General features: G+C 40.0%; 17 protein-coding genes. 8 read left to right on the forward strand and 9 right to left on the reverse strand.

Features of this window, described 5'->3' with window-relative positions; genetic code table 11:
- Window positions 1-51: 51 nt before the first annotated feature.
- Both ACMVDV_RS13315 and ACMVDV_RS13320 read right to left on the reverse strand, forming a co-directional pair.
- Window positions 52-1353, reverse strand: coding sequence for a DEAD/DEAH box helicase (locus ACMVDV_RS13315; RefSeq protein ID WP_416158432.1), 1302 nt, complete (start codon window positions 1351-1353; stop codon window positions 52-54).
- Between the two features lie 159 nt (window positions 1354-1512).
- The gene (locus tag ACMVDV_RS13320; RefSeq protein ID WP_416158433.1) at window positions 1513-2115 is read right to left on the reverse strand and encodes a hypothetical protein; all 603 of its coding nucleotides are present in this window, start codon (window positions 2113-2115) and stop codon (window positions 1513-1515) included.
- A gap of 218 nt (window positions 2116-2333) precedes the next feature.
- On the opposite strand from ACMVDV_RS13320, the gene ACMVDV_RS13325 reads away from it, so the two are divergent.
- A complete protein-coding gene (locus ACMVDV_RS13325; protein ID WP_416158434.1) occupies window positions 2334-2846 on the forward strand; it encodes a hypothetical protein in 513 nt (170 codons plus the stop codon).
- Window positions 2847-2867: 21 nt separating this feature from the next.
- Here ACMVDV_RS13325 and ACMVDV_RS13330 read toward each other — a convergent pair whose 3' ends face one another.
- Window positions 2868-3590, reverse strand: coding sequence for a hypothetical protein (locus ACMVDV_RS13330; protein ID WP_416158435.1), 723 nt, complete (start codon window positions 3588-3590; stop codon window positions 2868-2870).
- 241 nt (window positions 3591-3831) lie between these two features.
- A complete protein-coding gene (locus ACMVDV_RS13335) occupies window positions 3832-4536 on the reverse strand; it encodes a type 1 glutamine amidotransferase (RefSeq protein WP_416158436.1) in 705 nt (234 codons plus the stop codon).
- 212 nt (window positions 4537-4748) lie between these two features.
- Between ACMVDV_RS13335 and ACMVDV_RS13340 the strand changes: the two genes are divergently transcribed.
- Complete coding sequence (locus ACMVDV_RS13340; protein ID WP_416158437.1) at window positions 4749-5429, forward strand: AraC family transcriptional regulator; 681 nt, start codon at window positions 4749-4751, stop codon at window positions 5427-5429.
- A gap of 119 nt (window positions 5430-5548) precedes the next feature.
- Here the strand turns inward: ACMVDV_RS13340 and ACMVDV_RS13345 are convergent, their stop codons facing one another.
- The gene (locus ACMVDV_RS13345; RefSeq protein WP_416158438.1) at window positions 5549-8257 is read right to left on the reverse strand and encodes a TonB-dependent receptor; all 2709 of its coding nucleotides are present in this window, start codon (window positions 8255-8257) and stop codon (window positions 5549-5551) included.
- Between the two features lie 25 nt (window positions 8258-8282).
- Window positions 8283-9383: a Ca2+-dependent phosphoinositide-specific phospholipase C gene (locus tag ACMVDV_RS13350; protein ID WP_416158439.1), complete on the reverse strand. Its 1101-nt coding sequence runs from the start codon at window positions 9381-9383 to the stop codon at window positions 8283-8285.
- Between the two features lie 184 nt (window positions 9384-9567).
- On the opposite strand from ACMVDV_RS13350, the gene ACMVDV_RS13355 reads away from it, so the two are divergent.
- On the forward strand, window positions 9568-10047 hold the full coding sequence (locus ACMVDV_RS13355; RefSeq protein WP_416158440.1) for an RNA polymerase sigma factor: 480 nt from the start codon (window positions 9568-9570) through the stop codon (window positions 10045-10047).
- Between the two features lie 98 nt (window positions 10048-10145).
- Window positions 10146-10934 (forward strand): NPP1 family protein, encoded by a 789-nt coding sequence (locus ACMVDV_RS13360; RefSeq protein ID WP_416158441.1) that lies wholly within the window; start codon window positions 10146-10148, stop codon window positions 10932-10934.
- Between the two features lie 26 nt (window positions 10935-10960).
- Here the strand turns inward: ACMVDV_RS13360 and ACMVDV_RS13365 are convergent, their stop codons facing one another.
- Window positions 10961-13711 (reverse strand): TonB-dependent receptor plug domain-containing protein, encoded by a 2751-nt coding sequence (locus ACMVDV_RS13365; RefSeq protein ID WP_416158442.1) that lies wholly within the window; start codon window positions 13709-13711, stop codon window positions 10961-10963.
- A gap of 142 nt (window positions 13712-13853) precedes the next feature.
- The gene (locus ACMVDV_RS13370; protein WP_416158443.1) at window positions 13854-14813 is read right to left on the reverse strand and encodes a FecR family protein; all 960 of its coding nucleotides are present in this window, start codon (window positions 14811-14813) and stop codon (window positions 13854-13856) included.
- Window positions 14814-15529: 716 nt separating this feature from the next.
- Here ACMVDV_RS13370 and ACMVDV_RS13375 point away from each other — a divergent pair.
- Window positions 15530-16921, forward strand: a complete 1392-nt coding sequence (locus ACMVDV_RS13375) for an MATE family efflux transporter (protein ID WP_416158444.1) — start codon at window positions 15530-15532, stop codon at window positions 16919-16921.
- Between the two features lie 126 nt (window positions 16922-17047).
- On the opposite strand, the gene ACMVDV_RS13380 is transcribed toward ACMVDV_RS13375, so the two are convergent.
- Window positions 17048-18238, reverse strand: coding sequence for an alpha/beta hydrolase-fold protein (locus ACMVDV_RS13380; protein ID WP_416158445.1), 1191 nt, complete (start codon window positions 18236-18238; stop codon window positions 17048-17050).
- A 326-nt stretch (window positions 18239-18564) separates the two neighbouring features.
- On the opposite strand from ACMVDV_RS13380, the gene ACMVDV_RS13385 reads away from it, so the two are divergent.
- From ACMVDV_RS13385 to ACMVDV_RS13395, 3 genes are all read left to right on the forward strand, one after another.
- Window positions 18565-19653 (forward strand): hypothetical protein, encoded by a 1089-nt coding sequence (locus tag ACMVDV_RS13385; protein WP_416158446.1) that lies wholly within the window; start codon window positions 18565-18567, stop codon window positions 19651-19653.
- Window positions 19654-19827: 174 nt separating this feature from the next.
- Complete coding sequence (locus ACMVDV_RS13390) at window positions 19828-20016, forward strand: hypothetical protein (RefSeq protein ID WP_416158447.1); 189 nt, start codon at window positions 19828-19830, stop codon at window positions 20014-20016.
- A 178-nt stretch (window positions 20017-20194) separates the two neighbouring features.
- Window positions 20195-20464 (forward strand): hypothetical protein, encoded by a 270-nt coding sequence (locus ACMVDV_RS13395; RefSeq protein ID WP_416158448.1) that lies wholly within the window; start codon window positions 20195-20197, stop codon window positions 20462-20464.
- Window positions 20465-20506 lie beyond the last annotated feature (42 nt).

A 20506-nucleotide genomic window follows, 5' to 3' on the forward strand; every position in this document is an offset into this window, starting at 1 on the left:
ACTGTTTACTGTAAATGAAAAAGCCGACTTGCGTCGGCTTTTTTGTGCTTGTTACTTACGGCCTCGCCAGCCGCTCCATACATCTTCAACATCGGCTTTATTTTTGTTCTTTTTCTTGCCTGTGCCTTCAGGTTTGGCCATGGGTTTATCGTTTTTAAGTGCCTGTGCAGCATCAAGATTCGCTTGGTTTACGGCAAAGCCTGTAACCTCTTCGCGCTCTAAGCGTAGCTTGTTTTTCTTCTCAATAATTCTAAAGTGATGAAAGTCTTCATAATCTATCAGTGATAACGCCAAGCCCACTTCACCGGCACGGCCACTTCGGCCAATACGGTGCATGTAATCAGCAGGGCTGCGTGGTAAGTTAAAGTTAATCACTACTGGCAGTTTGGCAATGTCTAAACCACGGGCAGCAATATCAGTGGCAATCAGTACTTCAATTTCACCGGCTTTAAATTTTTCGATGACCCGAGTACGTTCACTTTGGCCTTTATCACCATGGAACACTTGCGCATTCACGCCGCGTTTTTCAAGCTTACTGGCTAAGTGCTCACAATCTTTTTTGGCGTTGACAAAAATCAGTGCTTGGCGCCATTGCTGCTGTTTAATTAAATGCGCTAAAACCGTGGTTTTCTCGCCTTTGTTAACGCTAAACACACGTTGCACAAGGGTGCTTTCATCTTTGTTTTGGACTTGAATTTCAACGGGGTTAGTTAACAGCTCTTGCGTTAATAATGTGACCTGCTCAGGGAAAGTCGCTGAAAACAACATGGTTTGTTTTTTAGCGGGCATAAGCGCTAATAAGTTAGTCAGTTCTTCGGTAAAACCAAGGCTTAGCATGCGGTCAGCTTCATCAAGCACAAGCGTAGTTATTTTATCGAGCTTAATCCCATTGCTTGAGATTAAATCAAGCAAACGCCCAGGGGTTGCTACGATGATATCGGCACCACCGCGCAGTGCCTGCATTTGGGTATTAACCGATACACCACCAAACACGGCAACGGTTTTTATTGCGCCATTAAAATTTGCAGAATACGACTTAACACTATCAGCCACCTGCGTTGCCAGCTCTCGCGTTGGCACTAAAATAAGCCCAGTAACATAGTTACCTTTGCTAGCAGCTTTTTTAGCACCTTGCTCTAAAAAAAGTTTTTGTAATATAGGCAATGCAAACGTCGCCGTTTTACCTGAGCCGGTGTTTGCCCCTGCAATTAAATCATTACCCGCTAATACACTCGGAATTGCTTTTGCCTGAATCGGCGTCGGCTGGGTGTATGCCAAATCAGTTAAACGAGCTAATAGCTCTGGAATAAGGCCAAGTTCGTTGAAATTACTAAGGTTTGCGGTTGAGGTCATAAAAGGTGCGGGCTCATTACTAAAAATAGCCTGCAATTTTAGCGTATTTATTGCCCGTTAAGTAGAGATTAGTGATTTTAATGTGTTTTAGGTAATGGCACGCGTGGTGGTGTGCGCTACGAATACCGCAAAAATTAATCTATTGATGCGCAGGTTTAACTAGGCCTGCGTTTTTATCAATGGGGTATCTTGACTTTTTAAGAACTCAACGGCCTTTGCTTGATATTCTTTAATAAAAGATTCTGAGGTTAATTTTTCTACCGTTGATAAAGCAGACCGCGCAAATCCAACAACTTTACTAAAAGAGCGAGGGTGCTCTTTTCGCATTTGTTGTGCTTCATCGACTCGAGACTCAAAATACGCATTAATATTAATTTTATCGTCAGCAGAAAAAGTCTTTTCTGCAAAATCAATATTATCTAATGGACCCTTTACACCCATAACATCATCCCAAAATGTTCCTCTGAGGCTTTCTGTGTTACCACTTGCTCTTTGTGTATCCGACTCAAGCTTTCTTACTGCATCGACTATCCCTTTGAATTCATTGATCGACATATTACTAAAATCAAAGCCTTCAGGATTAAGCAGCGCACTATAGGGTGAGCTTTTTTGTGCTTCGCCAGTAAATGCAGCAATCGCTTCTGGTTCTGCCTCTACCTCTTTTTTAGCATCTGTCACTTGCTGCTGAGGAGCTATCGGCGCTTTGGGTTGATTTGTAGTAGTAAGACTTACCGCTTGATGGATATTAAAATTGATTGTCATAAAAGTTCCTTTTTTAGTTATTCTGCATTCAAGTATTTCTGTATCGGCTGACTTACTTATTAGTTTAGGACTTATTTTAGGTAATTACATTTAAGCTTGATATTTAAGTACAACCTCCCCCCCCCTTTTTCAGGAACAAAATATTACTGTAACATTCTCTTCGGCATGCAAAGTGTCACTATCTATATTGGAAATTATCTAAAACTCAAAGGACTAAGATGAAACTTACACATTTACTCAACGCTATTATCCTCATTGCTTTAACCGCGACTAGCACTTTAGCTATGGCTACAGTAGAAAGTGAATTAACAAAACGAGCCGAGGCAGTTGCAAAAGCCGAAGGTATAACAATGGCTGAATTACTTGATCGCTCTGAATTGGGTGAGCTGGATGTCAATCAAAGAGCCGCTGAGTTAAATTCACAATGGGCGAGTTCACGCTGTGAAACATATAAGTACACCAAATATGCCAGCGTTAAGATAGATGAAGAAGCTACACTAGCGCGATTTTCAAGTTTTGGAGGCGGTTGTAATTCATTCTTTTTTACTATCGAAAAAAATTACGATGGTCATGATATGGAGCTGATTTTATATCGTGGTGACCAAGTAATTGACTCCGGTACTCATATTGGCCAATATTTAAGTAATGGTAGTTATGTACTAAAACTCAAAAATAATGGTGGCGGTAATGGTACGCGTGGTGGTGTGCGCTACGAATACCGCGAAAATTAATCTATTGATGCGCAGGTTTAACTAGGCCTGCGTTTTTATCAATGGGGTATCTTGGCTTTTTAAGAACTCAACGGCCTTTGCTTGATATTCTTTAATAAAAGATTCTGAGGTTAATTTTTCTACCGTTGATAAAGCAGACCGCGCAAATCCAACAACTTTACTAAAAGAGCGAGGGTGCTCTTTTCGCATTTGTTGTGCTTCCTTAACACCAAGTTCAAAAAATGCTGTTATATCGATTTTATCACTTGAAGAAAAACCTCTGTTCTGGAAGTTGATCCCTTCAAGAGAGCCCTTTACATCCATAACATCCCCCCAAAATGTTCCTCTGAGGCTTTCTGTGTTACCGCTTGCTCTTTGTGTGTCCGACTCAAGTTTTCTCACCGCATCAACTATCCCTTTAAATTCATTGATCGACATATTACTAAAATCAAAGCCTTCAGGATTAAGCAGCGCACTATAGGGTGAGCTTTTTTGTGCTTCGCCAGTAAATGCAGCAATCGCTTCTGGTTCTGCCTCTACCTCTTTTTTAGCATCTGTCACTTGCTGCTGAGGAGCTATCGGCGCTTTGGGTTGATTTGTAGTAGTAAGACTTACCGCTTGATGGATATTAAAATTGATTGTCATAAAAGTTCCTTTTTTAGTTATTCTGCATTCAAGTATTTCTGTATCGGCTGACTTACTTATTAGTTTAGGACCTATTTTGGGTTCTTTAAATGAAGCATTTTGCTGGACTTGCACCGCCATATATACATATGGCCATGACGAAAAAACCTGTATTTTTAGCGCATTTATTGCCCGTTAAGTAGAGATTAGTGATTTTAAATATGGCTTTAGATGAAAATATTCGGCCCACTAGTTAGAACAAAGCGACGTTGTTCATTGATTTAGCTAAATAAAAACCTTAGCACGATGGTTAAAGTAACTCTATCTTACTTCAGCTTAGAGAAAACTGATAGAAACAGGCAGCGCAGCACATACCTTTGAGTTAATAGGTATTTACTAATTTATCTAAAAATAAATAGAGCTTTTGGTTCATTACATCATAGTCATGAGCAAGTAATACTTCTGGCTCATCCACAAAGCGATATTTTGCAGCTTCACTAAGATCATCATGCTCAATTAGCAAGGCTACAACCTCTTTAGTTAGCTCCATATGGCATTGAAAACCAAATACTCGCTCATTATAAGCAACGATTTGTCTTGGGCAGCCCTCGCTATATGCGATGATCTTTGCATCAGATGTCAGCCCCGGCATATCATTGTGCCAATGACCTACCTCTAACACTTTATCGAAGTGCTCAAACAAGGGATGCACTAAACCTGCTGGTGTTAAAGTAATTGGAAATTTACCAATCTCACGCTCAGGACTATGTTCATAATGAGCACCTAATGCTTCGCCAATCAACTGCGCTCCTAAACAAACGCCAAGTACAATTTTCCCAGCAACAACCGCTTTTAAGATCAAGGCTTGTTCACCTTTTGCATCAAAATAAGGGCATTGATCAATTGTTGTATTAGGACTTTGGGGGCCACCCATTACTATTAAAATATCAATATCTTTAATCGTATCTAACAGAGGGCTACCTTCATACACCTTAGAATAGCTAATATTATAACCATGCATTCTAGCCCAAGTTTCGTATGCACCTGGCGCTTCAAAATGCTCATGGATAATAAAGTGAATATGCATTTTTTTGCCTTTTTATATAACAGAAGCTCACGATGATATACCAAATCAGCGCTATGCGTTTTATACTAACTGACACAAAACATCGATAAACCGCCACCATGCAAGCTAACGAGCTAATCCAAAGCTATACACATAAACAGCTAATAACAAAAACAATTCATATGCCTGCTGGTTACGTTGATGATTTTCACTCACATCCATGGCATCAAATAGTGTTCCCATTTAAAGGTTTACTACAATCAAGCATTGCTGGTAAAAGCATAATCGTGCCTCACAATGCAATGCTATACATACCCGCAAACACGTCTCATAAATCTGTAGCAGTTACAAATACTGAATTTTTAGCCGTTTATCTTAATCCTGATGTATGGGTGGAGTATGCAAGTGAAGCTAAATCTTGCCTTGTAACGCCATTCATTAAACAGCTCATATTGCTCTTGTTTGAAAATGAAATGAGCCAACAATCAGAATCCAATATTACTCATTTATTACTCGTGCTCAGAGATCAAATTGTCATGGCTAATAGTTATGACATCCCATTATTACTGCCAACCGATAAACGCCTGCTAGCAATTTTCAAACAACTTAAGCAACAACCTGATTTGTCATTCACTTTAAAAGAATGGGCTAAAAAAGTTGGGGCATCAGAACGCACTTTATCGAGAGCTTGCGCAAAAGAATTTAATCAATCTTTCTCATTGTGGCGGCAAAATATAAGACTTGTTTTATCTTTACAACTGTTGGATTCAAAGAGGTCGATTCAAGATATTGCATTAGAGTTAGGCTATACCTCTGATTCAGCTTACATTTACGCATTTAAAAAATTATTTAATCAGACCCCGAGTAAATATCGTCGCGATAGCTTAGCGCATAACTTAACGCTAAGAATTTAGAACAAATTAATTGATAATGTTAAGGATGACAGCGTTTTTTCCCTAATAAATATTGATAAAAACAATGTCACTACCAGCTTATATTAAAAGCGCCACTAAAAAGTGGCGCTTACTATTAACTACAGCTGGTAGTTAACCCCTACATAATAAGTTGAGCCAAATTCAGTGGTGTTATACAAACGATCGTCCGAGTCACTATATTGCTCTTCACGTTGGTTGGTTAAGTTAACTGCTTCGAAAGTGACTTTTAACTTCTCACTTATATTATAAAAAGCTGAAAAATCCACATAAGTCGTACCATGAAAGCCAGCTTCATCTTGGTCTGAATCCGATGGCGAAGCTATCTCTGTTAAGTACTCACTACGATACGATGACGATACCCGCATACCCCACTGCTCGGTTTCGTAATATAACGTGGCATTCGCTGAATGCTCAGATAAACCGGGGAACGCTTTAGTAGCAAAGTACTCATCGCCATCGTAGTAATCCATGTCGCCGTCAGCATAAGTGTAGTTGGCGATCACCCCCATATTGTTAAATGGCGCAGGTAAAAAGGTAAAGTCTAATTGGCCGCCTAACTCTAAACCTTGAATACTGGTTTTTTCACCATTTACGCTGGTGTAATAAGTAAACTCAGTGGCTGCGGTTTGTCCTGGTGCTAACAATGCTTCTGAAAAGCCTGTTTGCCCATAGGGCATTTTAGTGCTGCTGCCAATTACAAAATTATCAATATCTTTGTAGAATAAGCCTGCGGTGATAAAACCAGTATCATCGATATACCATTCAATCGCAGTGTCGTAGTTTATTGACTCATAAGGTGAAAGCCCTGGATTACCGGAACTTAGCTCTAGCTTATCGGTGTTAACAGACCCTGAAATAGCAAGTGAGGCTAAAGAAGGACGTGTGAGATTTTTACTAATACTTCCTCTTACCTGAACACTCTCGGCGACATACCAAACTACGTTCAATGAAGGTAACAACTCAGCATAATCTTGTTCAACCTGAGTTTCTACGTTGTCGCTGCCAGTTGATATATAACCAGTTGAAGTGATATCTGTCTGCACATATCGCACGCCAACGTTACCGCCGAACAGCTCATTTTGCCATTGATACTCCAGCCATGCTGCACGGGTTTCTTCGGTTAAATCATAGATACTATTGATTTGTAAATCTTGCTCCGTTAGAGCAGGGTTTACAGCAAAATAGTCTTGTGCTTTGCCAACATTTGCAGCAGCCCAGTTTGCTTTGTCATGACCGCTATAAACACTAAAAAAGCTCGCATCTAGGCTATTATCGATTGCTCCGGACTCCAACTCTCCTTTTAGTGCGTCTTTAACTTGGTACTCTTTACCGTCAGAGCTAAACTTTTTATTTAATACGCCATACTTTAATTCACCAGTGTCGCCTACAAACGTATTGAACGAGAGTTTAATCGTGTCATAATTAGAGTTCTGTTCGCTTTCATCCAGATCAAACTCGTGCATTTTCCAATTATCGATTGCGGCTGTATCAAAGTCATAAGTATGCTTAGCGTAAAACCGATCTTGCACATAATCAGAGGTCACTCTGCCAAAACCTTCATAAAACACTTTATCACTGACAGGAATGGTAAATTCATTCTCAGAATGACCGAGTAGCAACTTAAGCGCTGTAGATTCACTTAATTGCCAATTAGTTAAAAATGATACTTGGCTAAAGGTTGTATCCATTTTTTGTACACGGCTTTCTGTTGCTAACGTTGCGTTACTAATATCGGTGTAAACAGCTTCACCGTTCTCGTTATAACGCAGCTCATTCACCACTGCGCCGCCAACAGTTTGTCCACCAGCGGTTGTTGAACCACCCAAACCACTTAACCCTGCGCCACGCGTTGCTATATGGTGCTCATTTTTATCGTTGTTCAGTTCTGCATATAAAATATCTAAATCAAAAGATAAGTTATCGCTAGCTTTATATTGCAAGGCAGAGGTAACCCCTAAACGCTCTTGTTCGTTTTCCCATGCTGAGTAACGATTACCGCGTGCAAAGCGCAGTTCTTTATTGGCCACTTCATCTTGCGTTGCTTGATCTAAAGCACTCAAGTCAGAGCCTGCGCCATCAAGTGGGCGCCAACGATACGTATTTGTGCCTTGCTCCATTGTATCGCGCTTAGAGTAAGCTAATGAGAATAATGCGCCAAAGTTATCCCAGGTATTAGAGATCAACCCCGCTAAACGCGGGCTGGTACCATGCGCCATCGAGTTAGAGCCTACTTGAGCAGAGATCGCCCCTTTTAGTCCGTCGTAATCAAAAGGCTTACTTGGGCGCAGCGCAACTGTACCGCCAATGCCACCTTCTTCCATGCTTGCCGAGAATGACTTTTTCACATCAATTTGACTAAATAGTTCAGAGGCAAAAACGTTAAAATCAAATCCACGCGAACGGTTAGCCTGTCCTCGACTATCCATGCTACTGCCACTGGTTGCGAGTACGTCTAAACCATTCAGTTCTACTCGAGTAAAATCAGGGCCCAAGCCACGTAACGATATTTGCCGCCCTTCACCACCTTCCCGGGTAATAGTTACCCCAGGAACACGTTGCAATGATTCCGCTAAGTTTAGATCCGGAAAGTCAGCAATATCTTCAGCTACAATGCTATCTTGCACCATTAAAGAGTCGCGCTTTACATCACGGTTCTTTAATAAGCTTTGGCGAAAGCCTTTAACGACTATTTGCTCCATATCTTGTACTTGCTCACCTTGTTGTGCTGCAAAAATAGACGAGCTGGTACTAGCTATACCCGCTAAAATTGCCAGTGTTAGGTAGCGTTTTGTTAATTGCGGTTTCATGGTTTTCTCCAATTAAAATTAAAAGTTAAAGTGGGCAATCAGTGACAGAACTCACACAGCGTACAAACGGATTTGCAGGCTGCTTAACGTGTTGCTTTTTCACTAATTTAAAACTGACAAAAGGGGCATTCAGCGGTGTTTGCTTTGCACCTAAATAAAAGTCACTAGATATGATTTGTGCACCTGAGGTAATGGCACTTTTTGCGCGATTATGCGGCGATTGTTTGGCATTAAATTCATCAGCACGGGTACGCACGATAAAGCCTTGTGCAACAGCCTGCGTTATTAATTTGTGTTGCTGTTGGGGGTTGTTAAACAATAGAAAAGCGGCATTTGGATGAGAAATTGGCCACGCTGCAAACATATTGGGGTTTGCTACTTGAGCAAACCGCTGTAGCTGGCGTTCATTTACATCAAAAATAAATACAAACTTACCTCTTACGCTCTCCAATTCAGGCCAGCCCTGACTTTTTATCGATTCAGCTAAACCTTGATTGGGCTGTTTGACATCTGCTGGGGTGAGTAACTTATCTTGCCCTAGCACCTTAGCAATCTCTTTACTCAGGGCTTGATAATGAGATACCGAGAAAAGCTCAGGCTGAACTCCAGCCATTTTTGTCCAACGTGATTCTTTAACATTAAATAAGATATAAATCGGTAGATGATGAGGGTGCTGATTTGACCAGCTCTTTAATTGCGTTAAACACTCAGCAAATAAAACACAGTGACTGCCCACATCAATATCTGGAATATGCAGCACCTTAAACCCAGGCTTTGCAAGCTGCTGCTTTTGCACGTCGCTGTATAGTTGATTTTTAGTCCATGCTTGGCCCAGAGGATTTGAATATCGGCCACCTTGGTTATCTGCAAGTACATCGATCTCAAGCTGTCTTAACCCTAAATCTAGCTGCTCATTAAGCGCAGGGTGTGCATAACTAATTTTATCTGCAAACCCGCTTTCTAAATTATCTAGCTTATTGACTATCTGCTCATCAAGCCCTGTTTTATAACTGTTATGACTACCAATCACCTGTAACTCATTAAGCTTTACAGCAGCTTTTACTGGCAAGCTGACGGCAGATAAAAAAACCATAACGCTAATAACTTGCAACCCTTTACTAAACATATCGACCCTGTATTTTTACTTAAAAGCGAGTTGTTAATGCCTGTAAAGAGAGGGGGAAAGTTAAAAAGGCGCCAAAAAAAATTAAATTTTTTTAATTATTCATAATGCGATAAAAGTTAATTTGGTTGTCATATTTGTCTGTCAGCATAGGGTAGATTTTTAAATTAAAAATAAGAATATAGCCGTGAGTAAACGCGAATTTTCAATTACAACTGAGTTGTTAAAAGATGAGCAAAAATTGAAAGCCGCAATCCGTAAATGGGTCAAAGTGCCTGAAGATGAGGCTGATGTGTTCCAAGAAACATTTGCCACGGTGATCGAGCAAGATAAACATAAAAAAATCGATAATCCTCTTGCTTATGCAGTAACTGTCGCACGTCATTTTGCATGGAAGCTATCAGCTAAAAAAAGCGAGCCTTACGATGAAACGCTTGATACCAGAGAGTCTGAATGTATTGAGCAGCGCTACTCACAACATCAACAAATATCAGCAATACAGGCGGTATTAAAAAATATGCCGCCGATGCGTCAACAAGTTTTTATTCGCCGTCGTTTATACAACCAAAGCAGAGAGCACATAGCCAAAGAATTAGATTTAAGCGAGGATGCCGTAAAAAAACATATAAATCGAGCACTCGCGCAACTCGCTATGCATGCACAATAACCAGCTGGTAATGAAAGTTTCATAATAAAATTTGTCTCCTTGGTATGTTTAGTTTGCTCTTTAATAGGACATTCAAACTAAACTCAAGGAAACGTAAAATGAAAAAATCATGCTTTATCTATACTTTAGCTTTTGTAAGTACATCCTTTTTTTGTCAGGCAGTACACGCTGCTCCGCCACCAAAAATTGCAGAATTTACAACCAGTGAGGCTAAAAAGTGGGCCCCTCGTTTTGATTATGATACTGATGGCTGCTACCCATCGGTTGGGATTGGTCGTAATGGCCAAGTTAATGGCGGATTAAAGCCAACGGGCAGTATTAGAGGGGGTTGCAGGGATAACTCTGATTTAGTTAACTCAAATACTAATCATCGTAGTACCTGTGTTAATAACGGAAATGTTCAATATTGTGCACATATGTATGCGTTATATTTTGAGAAAGATCAGGCGATAGATGACGCCTGGTTTGATGATATTTTCAGCCATCGTCATGACTGGGAATACGTAATTGTATGGCTTACCAATAATAATTTAACTCATATCAGCTACTCTAAACACCGTGGTGCGGTTACGGCTGCCAAAAACGATTACGCTTATGACGACGCTCAGCAACAACATGTTCGCATTGTGTATCACAAAGATGGTGCATCAACTCACGTATTTAGGCCTGGTGGTGCGCAAGAGGTGGCAGAAAACGGGACTGGGGCATGGCATACACCAACACTAGCTTCGTGGCAGTTAATGCAAGGTGATGTAGGGACAACAAATGCCGATTTACAATATTTATTTAATACCACCAGCTTTGATAAAGCTAACACCCCTTTTAACGATGGTAACTTTATCAACAAACTTAACTCATCGCTGCCTACTGGTTATCCAGGCTTCTAATTGCGTTAAAGCTAAAAATGGCGTCGTTACAGCATCAATATAAAGCGCAGATAATACTGCCTCCCTGCTTGAGTGGTGTTGTATATAGCATGATGTTGGCCTGCATACTCTCGGTAATATTCATTACTAAGATTATTCACGCCAACATTTAATTCAAGTACATCGTTTAAAGCAAAATAAGCAGACCAATTAATACGCCTAAACGGTAAAAACCCCGTTTCGAACTGATCAACCCATACTTGCTGGTAATTTACTTCACTAATATAACCACTACGATAGTTCAGCTGTAGTCTGCTGCCCCATGTTGGTTGTTGGTAATCTAGTGAAAAATTAGCCACATGTTTAGATAACCCTTCTAACTGCCCGGTATACTTAAACATATCAGCAAAACGGTAATCTCGTTCGCTATTAGCGTAACTATAAGCTGCATTAAGTGTTATATTTGGGTGTAAGTGGTGAGTTAAATCAATATCGATACCTTTGACCCAAGCCGTTGCTTGGTTCACCCGCTGATATAAGCTGCTCTCATCAGCAACCTGCTGAAAATTAATTAACCCTGACAACTTTTTAGCATACACACTACTGACAAGTTGAGTGTGCGAATCAACACTACCAAGCAACTGCACCGTAACTTGCTGACTTTCATAAGCAGATAGTGATGTATTACTCACTTCATAACCGGCAATACCCGATAATGGTTGCTTTGTTGGGTTAAAATACTTGGTGGCAACAGGGGTAAGATTTTCACTTATATTTAAGCGGGTTTGCCAGTTAGCTGAAAGTGCATATCTAAAATTAGCTGAAAAGAGCGGCCGTGAATAACGATTACTTGTGCCTTCAAGGTTTTTGGCTTGGCGGACTTGCTCATCAAAATGCTCGATACGCACACCTAAATCAACACTGTAATCATCCTGCTGATACCCATACTGCAACCAAGCAGCGCTGTTAATTCGCTTTAAGCTATAACTTTGCGAATCTAAAATATCGCCACTATCGAGGCGAATACCTGTTAAGTAACGCTTGGCCACATTGCTATTATTTACCCCTAGCCAAGAAACGTCTTTATGATAATCAATAACCTTACTTAATTCACTATCAAGTGCATTATCTAAAAGACCTGTATTAAATTCTCTTTTATAAAGGTCATCCTGTTGTTTTTGCACTCGCCCATCTACAAAACGCTTATACTGGACACCAAATTGCCAAAGGGTTGCGTCATGCTGGTAACTAAAGCCTATATTACCCTGTTGTTGTTCAATTAATGATTGATTAGCCTGTATATCAATTTCATCCAATTGCCATTGTTTACTCGCCTCTAAATCCATACCGTAACTATTATGAGGATAAGCCAGTTGAGGGGAGTAGTCGGTTGTTAAATTACTAAATGCTTTTAAAAATACTTTTTCATCTTTTGGCACGTTTAACTCGTTTTTCGAGCTCCCTAACAACCAATTCAACTTAAGCTTAGGAGAAAGCCAATAATCGCCTCGCCAAGTGAGCTGCGAAAATTGTGTTTTTTTGTTTAGTTGCCGACTCTCAGTAGCTATTTGCGCATTTTCAAATTCTGCAAAGCGTAAATAGTCATATTCATCAATTTCAAGCTGCGTAATTTTACTCGGCTGGTCGCTACCGGCTGCGAGTGCCGAGGAGCCGATCCCTCGAGTTGCAAGGTGATACTCCTGCTTTTGGTTATTAAGCGCTGCATATAACCAATCAAGTTTATGGCTAAAGTTATCACCATAATAATGTACAGCAGCGGTAACCCCTTGCTGTTTAATATTATTATTCCAAATGGAATATCGATTTCCTCGCGGAAAGTAAACCTGTTGCGCTTGTAGCTTTTTCTGTATGTCAGTACTAAGTTGGCTAATGTCAGTACTTGCAATATCTAACTGTCGCCACCGATAAGTATTGTACCCCTGCTCTTGCGTTACTTTATTATTTACGCTGCCGCCGAGCATATAAAACCAATGTCGGCGTTTGTATTGCCAAGAAAACGCACCACGATGTATTGGTTTATCAACAAAGTCTGTTTGGCTGTATTCAAACATGGCATTTAATTGCGGCTCTTCATCCATAAGCTGTTCAGCATTGCTCGTATATAGATTAATATTGCCCGCTATGCCTGCGCTATCCTGATCAACACTATACTCTTTAACAATATCTACTTTTTCAAATAACTCACTTGGCAACACATTAAAATCAAATGCGAGCGCACGTTCATTTTGTTCTCTGCTATCAAGGGAAGAGCCATGTATCGCAAGAGTCTGCATACCGTTTAATGCAACATGAATAAAATCACCACTTAATCCTCGCATGGCAACCTGCCTTGCCTCAGCACTGTCATAACTAGCCGACATTCCTGCAACATTAAGTAATGAATCAGCTAAATTATTAGTCGCAAAGCTCGCGGCATTCATTAGTGATATTGATTCAACTCGCACAGCGTCACCGGGGTTCACATCATTATTAACAGAATATCTGCGAGCCCTCTTAGTCTGCACTGACGAAGCACTAATGAGCACTTCTTCAAGTAGGATATCTTTTTTTGCGGGGAGAATTGGCGTATTAATTAGTTCATCATTTTTATCTGCAGCTGTTATTAACTCAGACACGATTAAAGAGCCTTCTAATTGCTCAATATTAACTTGGTAGTGAGTTGCTATCAGTTCAATGATGCGCGTTAAATCATTGTCACCTGAGTAATAAAAATTGGCAGATATATTGGCCAGATCAGCGGCAAAAAAAACGGCTTCACCGGTTTGCTCTGAAAGCATTTTTAAACTGCTAAATAAATCATTAGCCTGAACTATCACTAAATTTTCATTAGAATTAGAGGCAACTATAGCCTGTTGACTAAAGCTAAGCTGACTATTGCAGAGGCAGAGTAATAGCAATAAACCGCTTACTCTTTGCATGTTAGTTATTACGTATAATAATTTGCCCCGAGTATTGCGATACTCTTAGTTTATTGGCTAAGGCAAGCATCTGCAGCGTTTGTTTTGGCGTGTTTAGATTAAACCGACCAGTAACAAGCATTGATTTGAGGGCATTATCTTCTAAGCTAATTTGCTCGCTCATTTGTCGGTCAAGCTTTGCAAGTACAGAACCCAAACTCATTTGATAAGCATCCAGCCATTGTGATTGCGGGTTATCTAGATCTAAGTAATGGTTAAATGACTTAGGCAAATGTTTTACCTCTCCCATTTTTCCATCAATGATTTCAACACTTTGCCCAGCGGTTAACTCAACGGTGGTGTTATCTACCTGATTTGCAACATGAACGCTGCCATGAACTACAATAACTTGAGTACCAAAGTCACTTTTATCTACCGAAAACTCAGTGCCCGTTACCGTAACCTGTGTATCTCCAGCATCAACAATAAATGGTTGGTTATCACTTAGATGTTGCACAGAGAAAAGCGACTCACCTTGGCTTAGCTCAACTTTACGTAACCGCTCAGTAAATAAGTAACTAAGGGTACTTTGCGGGCCAACCTTCATGGCTGAGCCATCAGGTAAATCTACATAGCGTGATTGTGAGGTGCTTGTTTTTGCTATAATACTTTCAGGTTTAGCGGGTGACTGTAAAGCTAAAAAGTTAACAGCAATTAGCAAAAAAACTGAACAAAATGCACTTGCCCACAACCACTTAGTTATCGGTTTTTTGCTGCTTACCGTGAGTTGCTCTGCTTGTTCTTCAAGCATGCTTTCAAGTTCATCAGAATGCCACATTTTAAGGCATTTTTGATACGCATCACGATGTTCAGGCGCCTCATCTAGCCAGGTTCTAAGTTGTTGCTGTTGTTCAGCTGACAAGCTTTGAGATAACTCAGCCCAATTAGCCGCTTGCTCGAAAATGGCGATTCTATCTGTCATGTGTGATTTATTGAATAAAGTTCAAGGCAGTATAACAATGCTATATGACAATTTGGCTACACAGATCATTTAATCCCCCTCAACTAAAACACTCTACAAGCCTAATATGCTTAAAAATTACAACTCAATTTTGCTTATTTAAATACGCCTGCAGGGGCGAGGGTTTTATATTTTCAATCGACGTTGCTACCTCGCGTTTTACTACTAGAGAATATGCGAGTAGCTCTAAAATATGGCCAAATTCGTTGAAATTGCTAAGGTTTGCGGCTGAGGTCATAAAAAGTGCGGGCTCATTACTAAAAAACAACCTGTAATTTTAGCGTATGTAAGTAGGGGTTAGTGATTTAAATATCAGTAGCCAATTTCGAGCTACAAATTACGAGCAGGTTTATGTTGTTTGTAGGCGCGAGTTTACTCCGCACTTCCATGATATTTTATCAACAAATTAAACCACAACCTATTGCGGTTTTTCAAACTGCTCCTTGTTTTTTATTACACTAACGGCCATTAGCAACGCCCAAATGGCCGTTTATTCCCAATAAAGCTACTATGGTGGCCGTACCCGCATAAGACAATGAAGATAATATTGGATACAATGCTTTAACTAAACGCACAATAAAAAGTATCGCCGTAAGTGTTGTGATTTGTCGATTGTGCGCTTGCTCATACGACTAAGTAGAAGATCTATTGTCATTTAAATTAAGGAAGGTTAAACAATGCAAGGACAAAACCTAACAAGTGGCCCTATTCCAAAGCAGTTATGGTCTTTGGCATGGCCTATGATGCTCTCAATGTTTTTTCATTCCCTCTACAACTTAGTGGATGCATTTTGGGTTGCGAAAATTTCAGCTTCTGCCATTGCCGCAGTATCAATTTCACAAATAATTTTATTTATTATGATCAGTTTGGCAATGGGTATCTCTGTTGGCACTTCTGTCTTAGTTGGGCAAAATATTGGGGCAAAGAAAATAGCCGTCGCTGAGCGAGTACTCGGTCAAGGCTTTCTATTAACCATTATTGCGGCACTGCTTTTTACCCTGTTCATTTTTAGTTTCCGTAATGAATTTCTGATTATTTCTGGCGCAGTTGGCGACATATTACCGCTAGCAACCCCCTATTTCACTGTAATCACTGCAGGATCGATACTGACATTTTTAATGATGATGATCTCGATTTCTTATAATGCCCAGGGTGATAACTTTACCATGACTAAACTCTTCGCCCTTTCCACTATGATTAATATGGTGCTTGATCCCATTTTTATTTTTGGCTATGCAGGTTTCCCTGCGTTGGGTATTGCTGGTGCCGCGTATGCAACCTTGATCTCTCAAGCTGTTTTTATTGTACTAGCCTTAAGGTTATTGATGAAACCCACCATGATGGTGCCGCTACACCTAAAATATTTACAACTAAGTTGGTCGTCGGTAAAAAAAGTCATCGATATTGGATTGCCCGCATCGCTCAATCAAGTACTTAATCCACTGGGTTTTTCTGCATTAATGTTTATTGTTTCAGCTACTTTTTTAGAAGCAGGGGCCGCCGCTTTTGCTATCGGTTTTAGAATAGAGTTTTTTGCTTTTATTCCCGCTATTGGCTTTGGTTTTGCTGCAATGTCGATGATTGGGCAAAATATCGGAGCAGGTAATCACGATAGAGTTCGTGCAGTTTTAAATGTGTCTGTACGGTATGGCTCAGGCTCCGCCTTGCTGTTTAGTTTACTGGTGTTAATTTTTGCTCCTTATATTGTGGCCATTTTTACAGCTGATCCGCTTGTCACAGAGTATGCCCTGCAATATTTTCGCATCGTGCCATTAGGCTACCTCTTTTTTGCTGTTGCTTTCATTGAAGCCAGTATTTTTCAAGGCATAGGAAAATCATGGCCAGGTTTTTGGATTACATTTGCAAGAATTGGCCTTTCTCTCGTCATTAGCTTTATTACCATTAACGTATTCGCGTTAGCAATTTGGACTGTTTGGATAGCTATTGTTGTTGGTAGTGTTATTGCATCTTTATTTGGGCTGCTATGGCTCAAACGTGCACTCACATCAGCTCAACAAGAAGAGCAACAACCAGATCGGAACTTAGGCACAGAGGAAGCCCTGCCATAACAAAGCAGCAGTTTAAAATGTCGAAAGCTTAACTAAGTTGGAAGATCAGCACCGCTAAACTCAAAACGAAAGCTACGAGCCCATGATAATGCCATTCACTAAAGAGTGAGTGGCATTAATCTTATATCAGCGTTTATTATTTAACTGTATTTGCAACCTAGCTTTTGTTTCTTTTAAGTAATCAATATAAGGATATGAGTCGTCAGCAATCGCTAAAGCAGAGTCCATATATTCAAGCGCTTGACGAGTATCACCCTGCATTTCATAGCCATAAGATAAGGCTGAAAGCGCATCGACTGATTTGGGGTGGTTTTTTAAATTGTACTTAAACACCTCAATTGCACGGGCAAACAGCTTGCTATCCGTTAGGTTGTAACCAAGTAATCTAACAGCACGGTCTGGTGGAGATATCTGCTGGCCCCATTGTTGAGATAATGTTTTATAATATGCATCAATAGACGCAACATCGTCAGTTAAAGCGCTCATTGGCATTTGTTTAGGAAAAAATAAGTTGTGATAGGCATTAAATGCCCCTGCGACGGAAGTCAGGTTATGCGAGATACCAGCAAACGCATCATTAAAAAAGCGCAAATTTGCCAACTTATTCGATTGCAATGATTGTTGTAAGTCATCGTATCTTTCGCGCATAATACCGGCTTCTTCGCCAATATTAATGTAAACGTAACTGTTAAGCTCTTTCGTTTTAGCGATAAAAGATTTTGTGCTTTTTACCGATGCGCCATAGTTCCACCAAACTGCGGGGCTATAAGCAATGTGTGCTTGGAATAACTCAGGTTTTGCCTGCAACGCATATAAGGCAAATACACCACCAGCGGAGGCACCAGAAATAACCTTATAGTCATGCGTGCGATAATTCTTATTAATGAGAGGAATAAGCTCTTGCTCAAAGAATGCTAAAAACGTTGCTGCACCGCCCCCTTCACCAACTGGGCCCTGTGGTTCCTTGTTCACTGTAGGATAAAAATCTCTGAGTCGATTGGTGTTTTCAATAGCGACAATAATAACCTCAGGCGCACGATTATCATTTTGTAAGCGCTCAATAACAGCACTAGCAAGCGGTATATTACCCGCTCCATCTAAGCGATATATGACTGGATACACCTTATTTGGCTCAGATTGATAGCTTTTAGGCAATTGAACGACAACAGTGCGTTCTTCGTTTAAAACAGCCGATTTAATAGTGTGCGTGTGCACAGAGTAATCAGCTGTTTGTTGTTTAGTGTTAGATTGTGCAAAGGCACTTTGTGAACTAAAAATACTAAAGCTAATAAAACAAATGGCAGCAAATAAACGCATGACTAATCCCTTAGAGAATAATGAGTTACTTAAGTTAACAGACTTTCAGGCACAAAAAAAGGCGCATTGAGCGCTTTTATCTTTAACAGGTAATTACCAAACTATTGATTTTACTCAACCGCAACCGATTTTGCTAAGTTACGAGGCTGGTCAACGTCAATGCCTTTAATTACCGCTACGTAGTATGAAAGTAACTGTAACGGGGTGATTAGTTACGAATACCACATTAAAGTATTTATTAAGAGCGCTTATATTCTTGATCTTATTAATTCGAGTATGTTATTTTCTTTGATTGAATGGATTAATTTTAGATACAAGGAAATATCATGTCTCAATTTGACTTATGCTTTAATACAAAAAGCCGAGCAAGCTTACCATTTAACAGCAGTGATTTAGATCAATTAAAAAGGTTTAGAGAGGATAACCCTCATATTATAGGTAACTTTATACCTCAAGGAACTCCGTTCATATTGAGATCTCCACAATCTGGGGATATGAGTGATTTTCGTCGTTCTCGCCCTGATATTGCATGCGCACTAGATAATACAGTGTCTTGGCCTGAGCATACTAAGAGAAATGTCAGCACTATAGTAAACAACTTCGGCGATGAAGATGCTTTGGCTATTGCTGCGCTATACGACGCGGAAATATCTCCATATGTTGATAGAGTAAGAAGTTTAACGAGCCAAGAAGTTCTTGGGAGGAATCTTGATACCTTAACTGCCACTGGCGCAGCACTTACTTCCTTAGAGTCAAGCCAAGTTAGATTAAGTACATTTGGAAAAGCTATTCTAAAATATCAAACTAGCTTAATTGAAATTAGAAAAGCGTCACAGAACAAGCTACCTAAATTAGAATTAATCAAACTAGGTAATAAAGCTAAGCAAGCCCATCTAGAACTTAATACTGAATTTAAAAGAGAAATGGTTAAATTCAAAGGCAAAGTGAAAGCATCTGCAAGGGGTAATATCTGGTCTAATGCGCAGCGAGGCATTGATACAGCAAGAAGCGCAAGAAGTTCTGCTCCTTTGCAATTAACATCTATAGCAAATATTCAGCATTTACGTAAATTAGAGCAAGGCTCTAATATTGCAGGAAAATTTGTCATTGCGATTGATGCTGGCATACGTGCTGATAATGTTTATAACGATTATAAGGCAGGTAAAGACTGGCAGCGTCGTGCAGTTGTTGAAACCACAGGGTTTGGCTTTGGAACCGCCGCAGGTGCTTTCGTTGGTGGTGCCACAATTACTGCAGGTGTCGGCATAGCTATTGCTATGGGCCCTGTTGGCTGGGTTATATTAATTGGAGCAGGTTTAGGTGCTGGGTATGCTGCTGGTAAAGCTGGTGACTCTACTGGACAAGCCTTTGCAGGAATGTTGTATGATACAAGCTCTAGCATAAGTTGGTTTTAAATGTTAATCATACCTGAGAATTTTTACTGGCTACTAGCTGGCCCTTCAATAGTTATATTCCTAATTTCAGCATTGTGTTTTACTCGCATTTCAATGAAGCACATTGAAAAGAAAATGCGCGAAGAAGGAATACACGAGCCGGTTTGGGATAAAGGGCTAGGTATCAGGATTAATATGTACGCAATAGTAATTCGTCGTCAAAAGCCAGCCAAAGCGACTGTCATTAATGACGAAGCAATACTTCGCCATGCACGCCCTATTGATCTTGTACTCGCTCGAGTAATGCATTACTCCTTTACTATGGCGATGATCTTAGCTGTATATGGTTATTTTGCATATGACTTTGGAGAACGAGCTTATTAATTTTTCGCCTAAATTATAATCGATGGGTATATCATCTCGTACCTTAATATATACTCCCTACTCTGATATGAATTGGTTTTAAATCATGTATATAATACCCGAAATCATTTTTTTTATAGTATCGTTTCCTGTATTGATCTCTTTTTTCATTTCAACCTTGTGTTTCACTCGCATTTCAATGAAACATATTGAGAAAAAAATGCGCAAAGAAGGGATACATGAGCCGCTTTGGGATAAAGGTATAGGTATAAGAGTGAGCATGTATGGCAAAGTAATTAGACGACAAAAACCCGCAAAAGCGACGGTTGTTAATGACGAAGCCATTTTACGGCACGCCAGACCTATAGATTTGATTTTAGCTCGCGTAATGCATATATCATTTTTAGGTTTGATGCTAATAATTGCTTATGGCTACTTTGCTTATGACTTAGGTGAGCGCACATATTAAAAAAGGCGCATTGAGCGCCTTTTTTATCTTTAGCAGGTAATT

The sequence above is a fragment of the Pseudoalteromonas sp. ASV78 genome (assembly GCF_047806705.1).
Classification (GTDB): domain Bacteria; phylum Pseudomonadota; class Gammaproteobacteria; order Enterobacterales; family Alteromonadaceae; genus Pseudoalteromonas; species Pseudoalteromonas prydzensis_A.

What these genes read in the sequence shown, in the direction of transcription:
- ACMVDV_RS13315 (WP_416158432.1), bottom strand. Translation starts at nt 1,353, where the DNA reads ATGACCTCAACCGCAAACCTTAGTAATTTCAACGAACTTGGCCTTATT.
- ACMVDV_RS13320 (WP_416158433.1), bottom strand. Translation starts at nt 2,115, where the DNA reads ATGACAATCAATTTTAATATCCATCAAGCGGTAAGTCTTACTACTACA.
- ACMVDV_RS13325 (WP_416158434.1), top strand. Translation starts at nt 2,334, where the DNA reads ATGAAACTTACACATTTACTCAACGCTATTATCCTCATTGCTTTAACC.
- ACMVDV_RS13330 (WP_416158435.1), bottom strand. Translation starts at nt 3,590, where the DNA reads ATGGCGGTGCAAGTCCAGCAAAATGCTTCATTTAAAGAACCCAAAATA.
- ACMVDV_RS13335 (WP_416158436.1), bottom strand. Translation starts at nt 4,536, where the DNA reads ATGCATATTCACTTTATTATCCATGAGCATTTTGAAGCGCCAGGTGCA.
- ACMVDV_RS13345 (WP_416158438.1), bottom strand. Translation starts at nt 8,257, where the DNA reads ATGAAACCGCAATTAACAAAACGCTACCTAACACTGGCAATTTTAGCG.
- ACMVDV_RS13350 (WP_416158439.1), bottom strand. Translation starts at nt 9,383, where the DNA reads ATGTTTAGTAAAGGGTTGCAAGTTATTAGCGTTATGGTTTTTTTATCT.
- ACMVDV_RS13360 (WP_416158441.1), top strand. Translation starts at nt 10,146, where the DNA reads ATGAAAAAATCATGCTTTATCTATACTTTAGCTTTTGTAAGTACATCC.
- ACMVDV_RS13365 (WP_416158442.1), bottom strand. Translation starts at nt 13,711, where the DNA reads ATGCTTTCAGAGCAAACCGGTGAAGCCGTTTTTTTTGCCGCTGATCTG.
- ACMVDV_RS13370 (WP_416158443.1), bottom strand. Translation starts at nt 14,813, where the DNA reads ATGACAGATAGAATCGCCATTTTCGAGCAAGCGGCTAATTGGGCTGAG.
- ACMVDV_RS13375 (WP_416158444.1), top strand. Translation starts at nt 15,530, where the DNA reads ATGCAAGGACAAAACCTAACAAGTGGCCCTATTCCAAAGCAGTTATGG.
- ACMVDV_RS13380 (WP_416158445.1), bottom strand. Translation starts at nt 18,238, where the DNA reads ATGCGTTTATTTGCTGCCATTTGTTTTATTAGCTTTAGTATTTTTAGT.
- ACMVDV_RS13385 (WP_416158446.1), top strand. Translation starts at nt 18,565, where the DNA reads ATGTCTCAATTTGACTTATGCTTTAATACAAAAAGCCGAGCAAGCTTA.
- ACMVDV_RS13390 (WP_416158447.1), top strand. Translation starts at nt 19,828, where the DNA reads ATGTACGCAATAGTAATTCGTCGTCAAAAGCCAGCCAAAGCGACTGTC.
- ACMVDV_RS13395 (WP_416158448.1), top strand. Translation starts at nt 20,195, where the DNA reads ATGAAACATATTGAGAAAAAAATGCGCAAAGAAGGGATACATGAGCCG.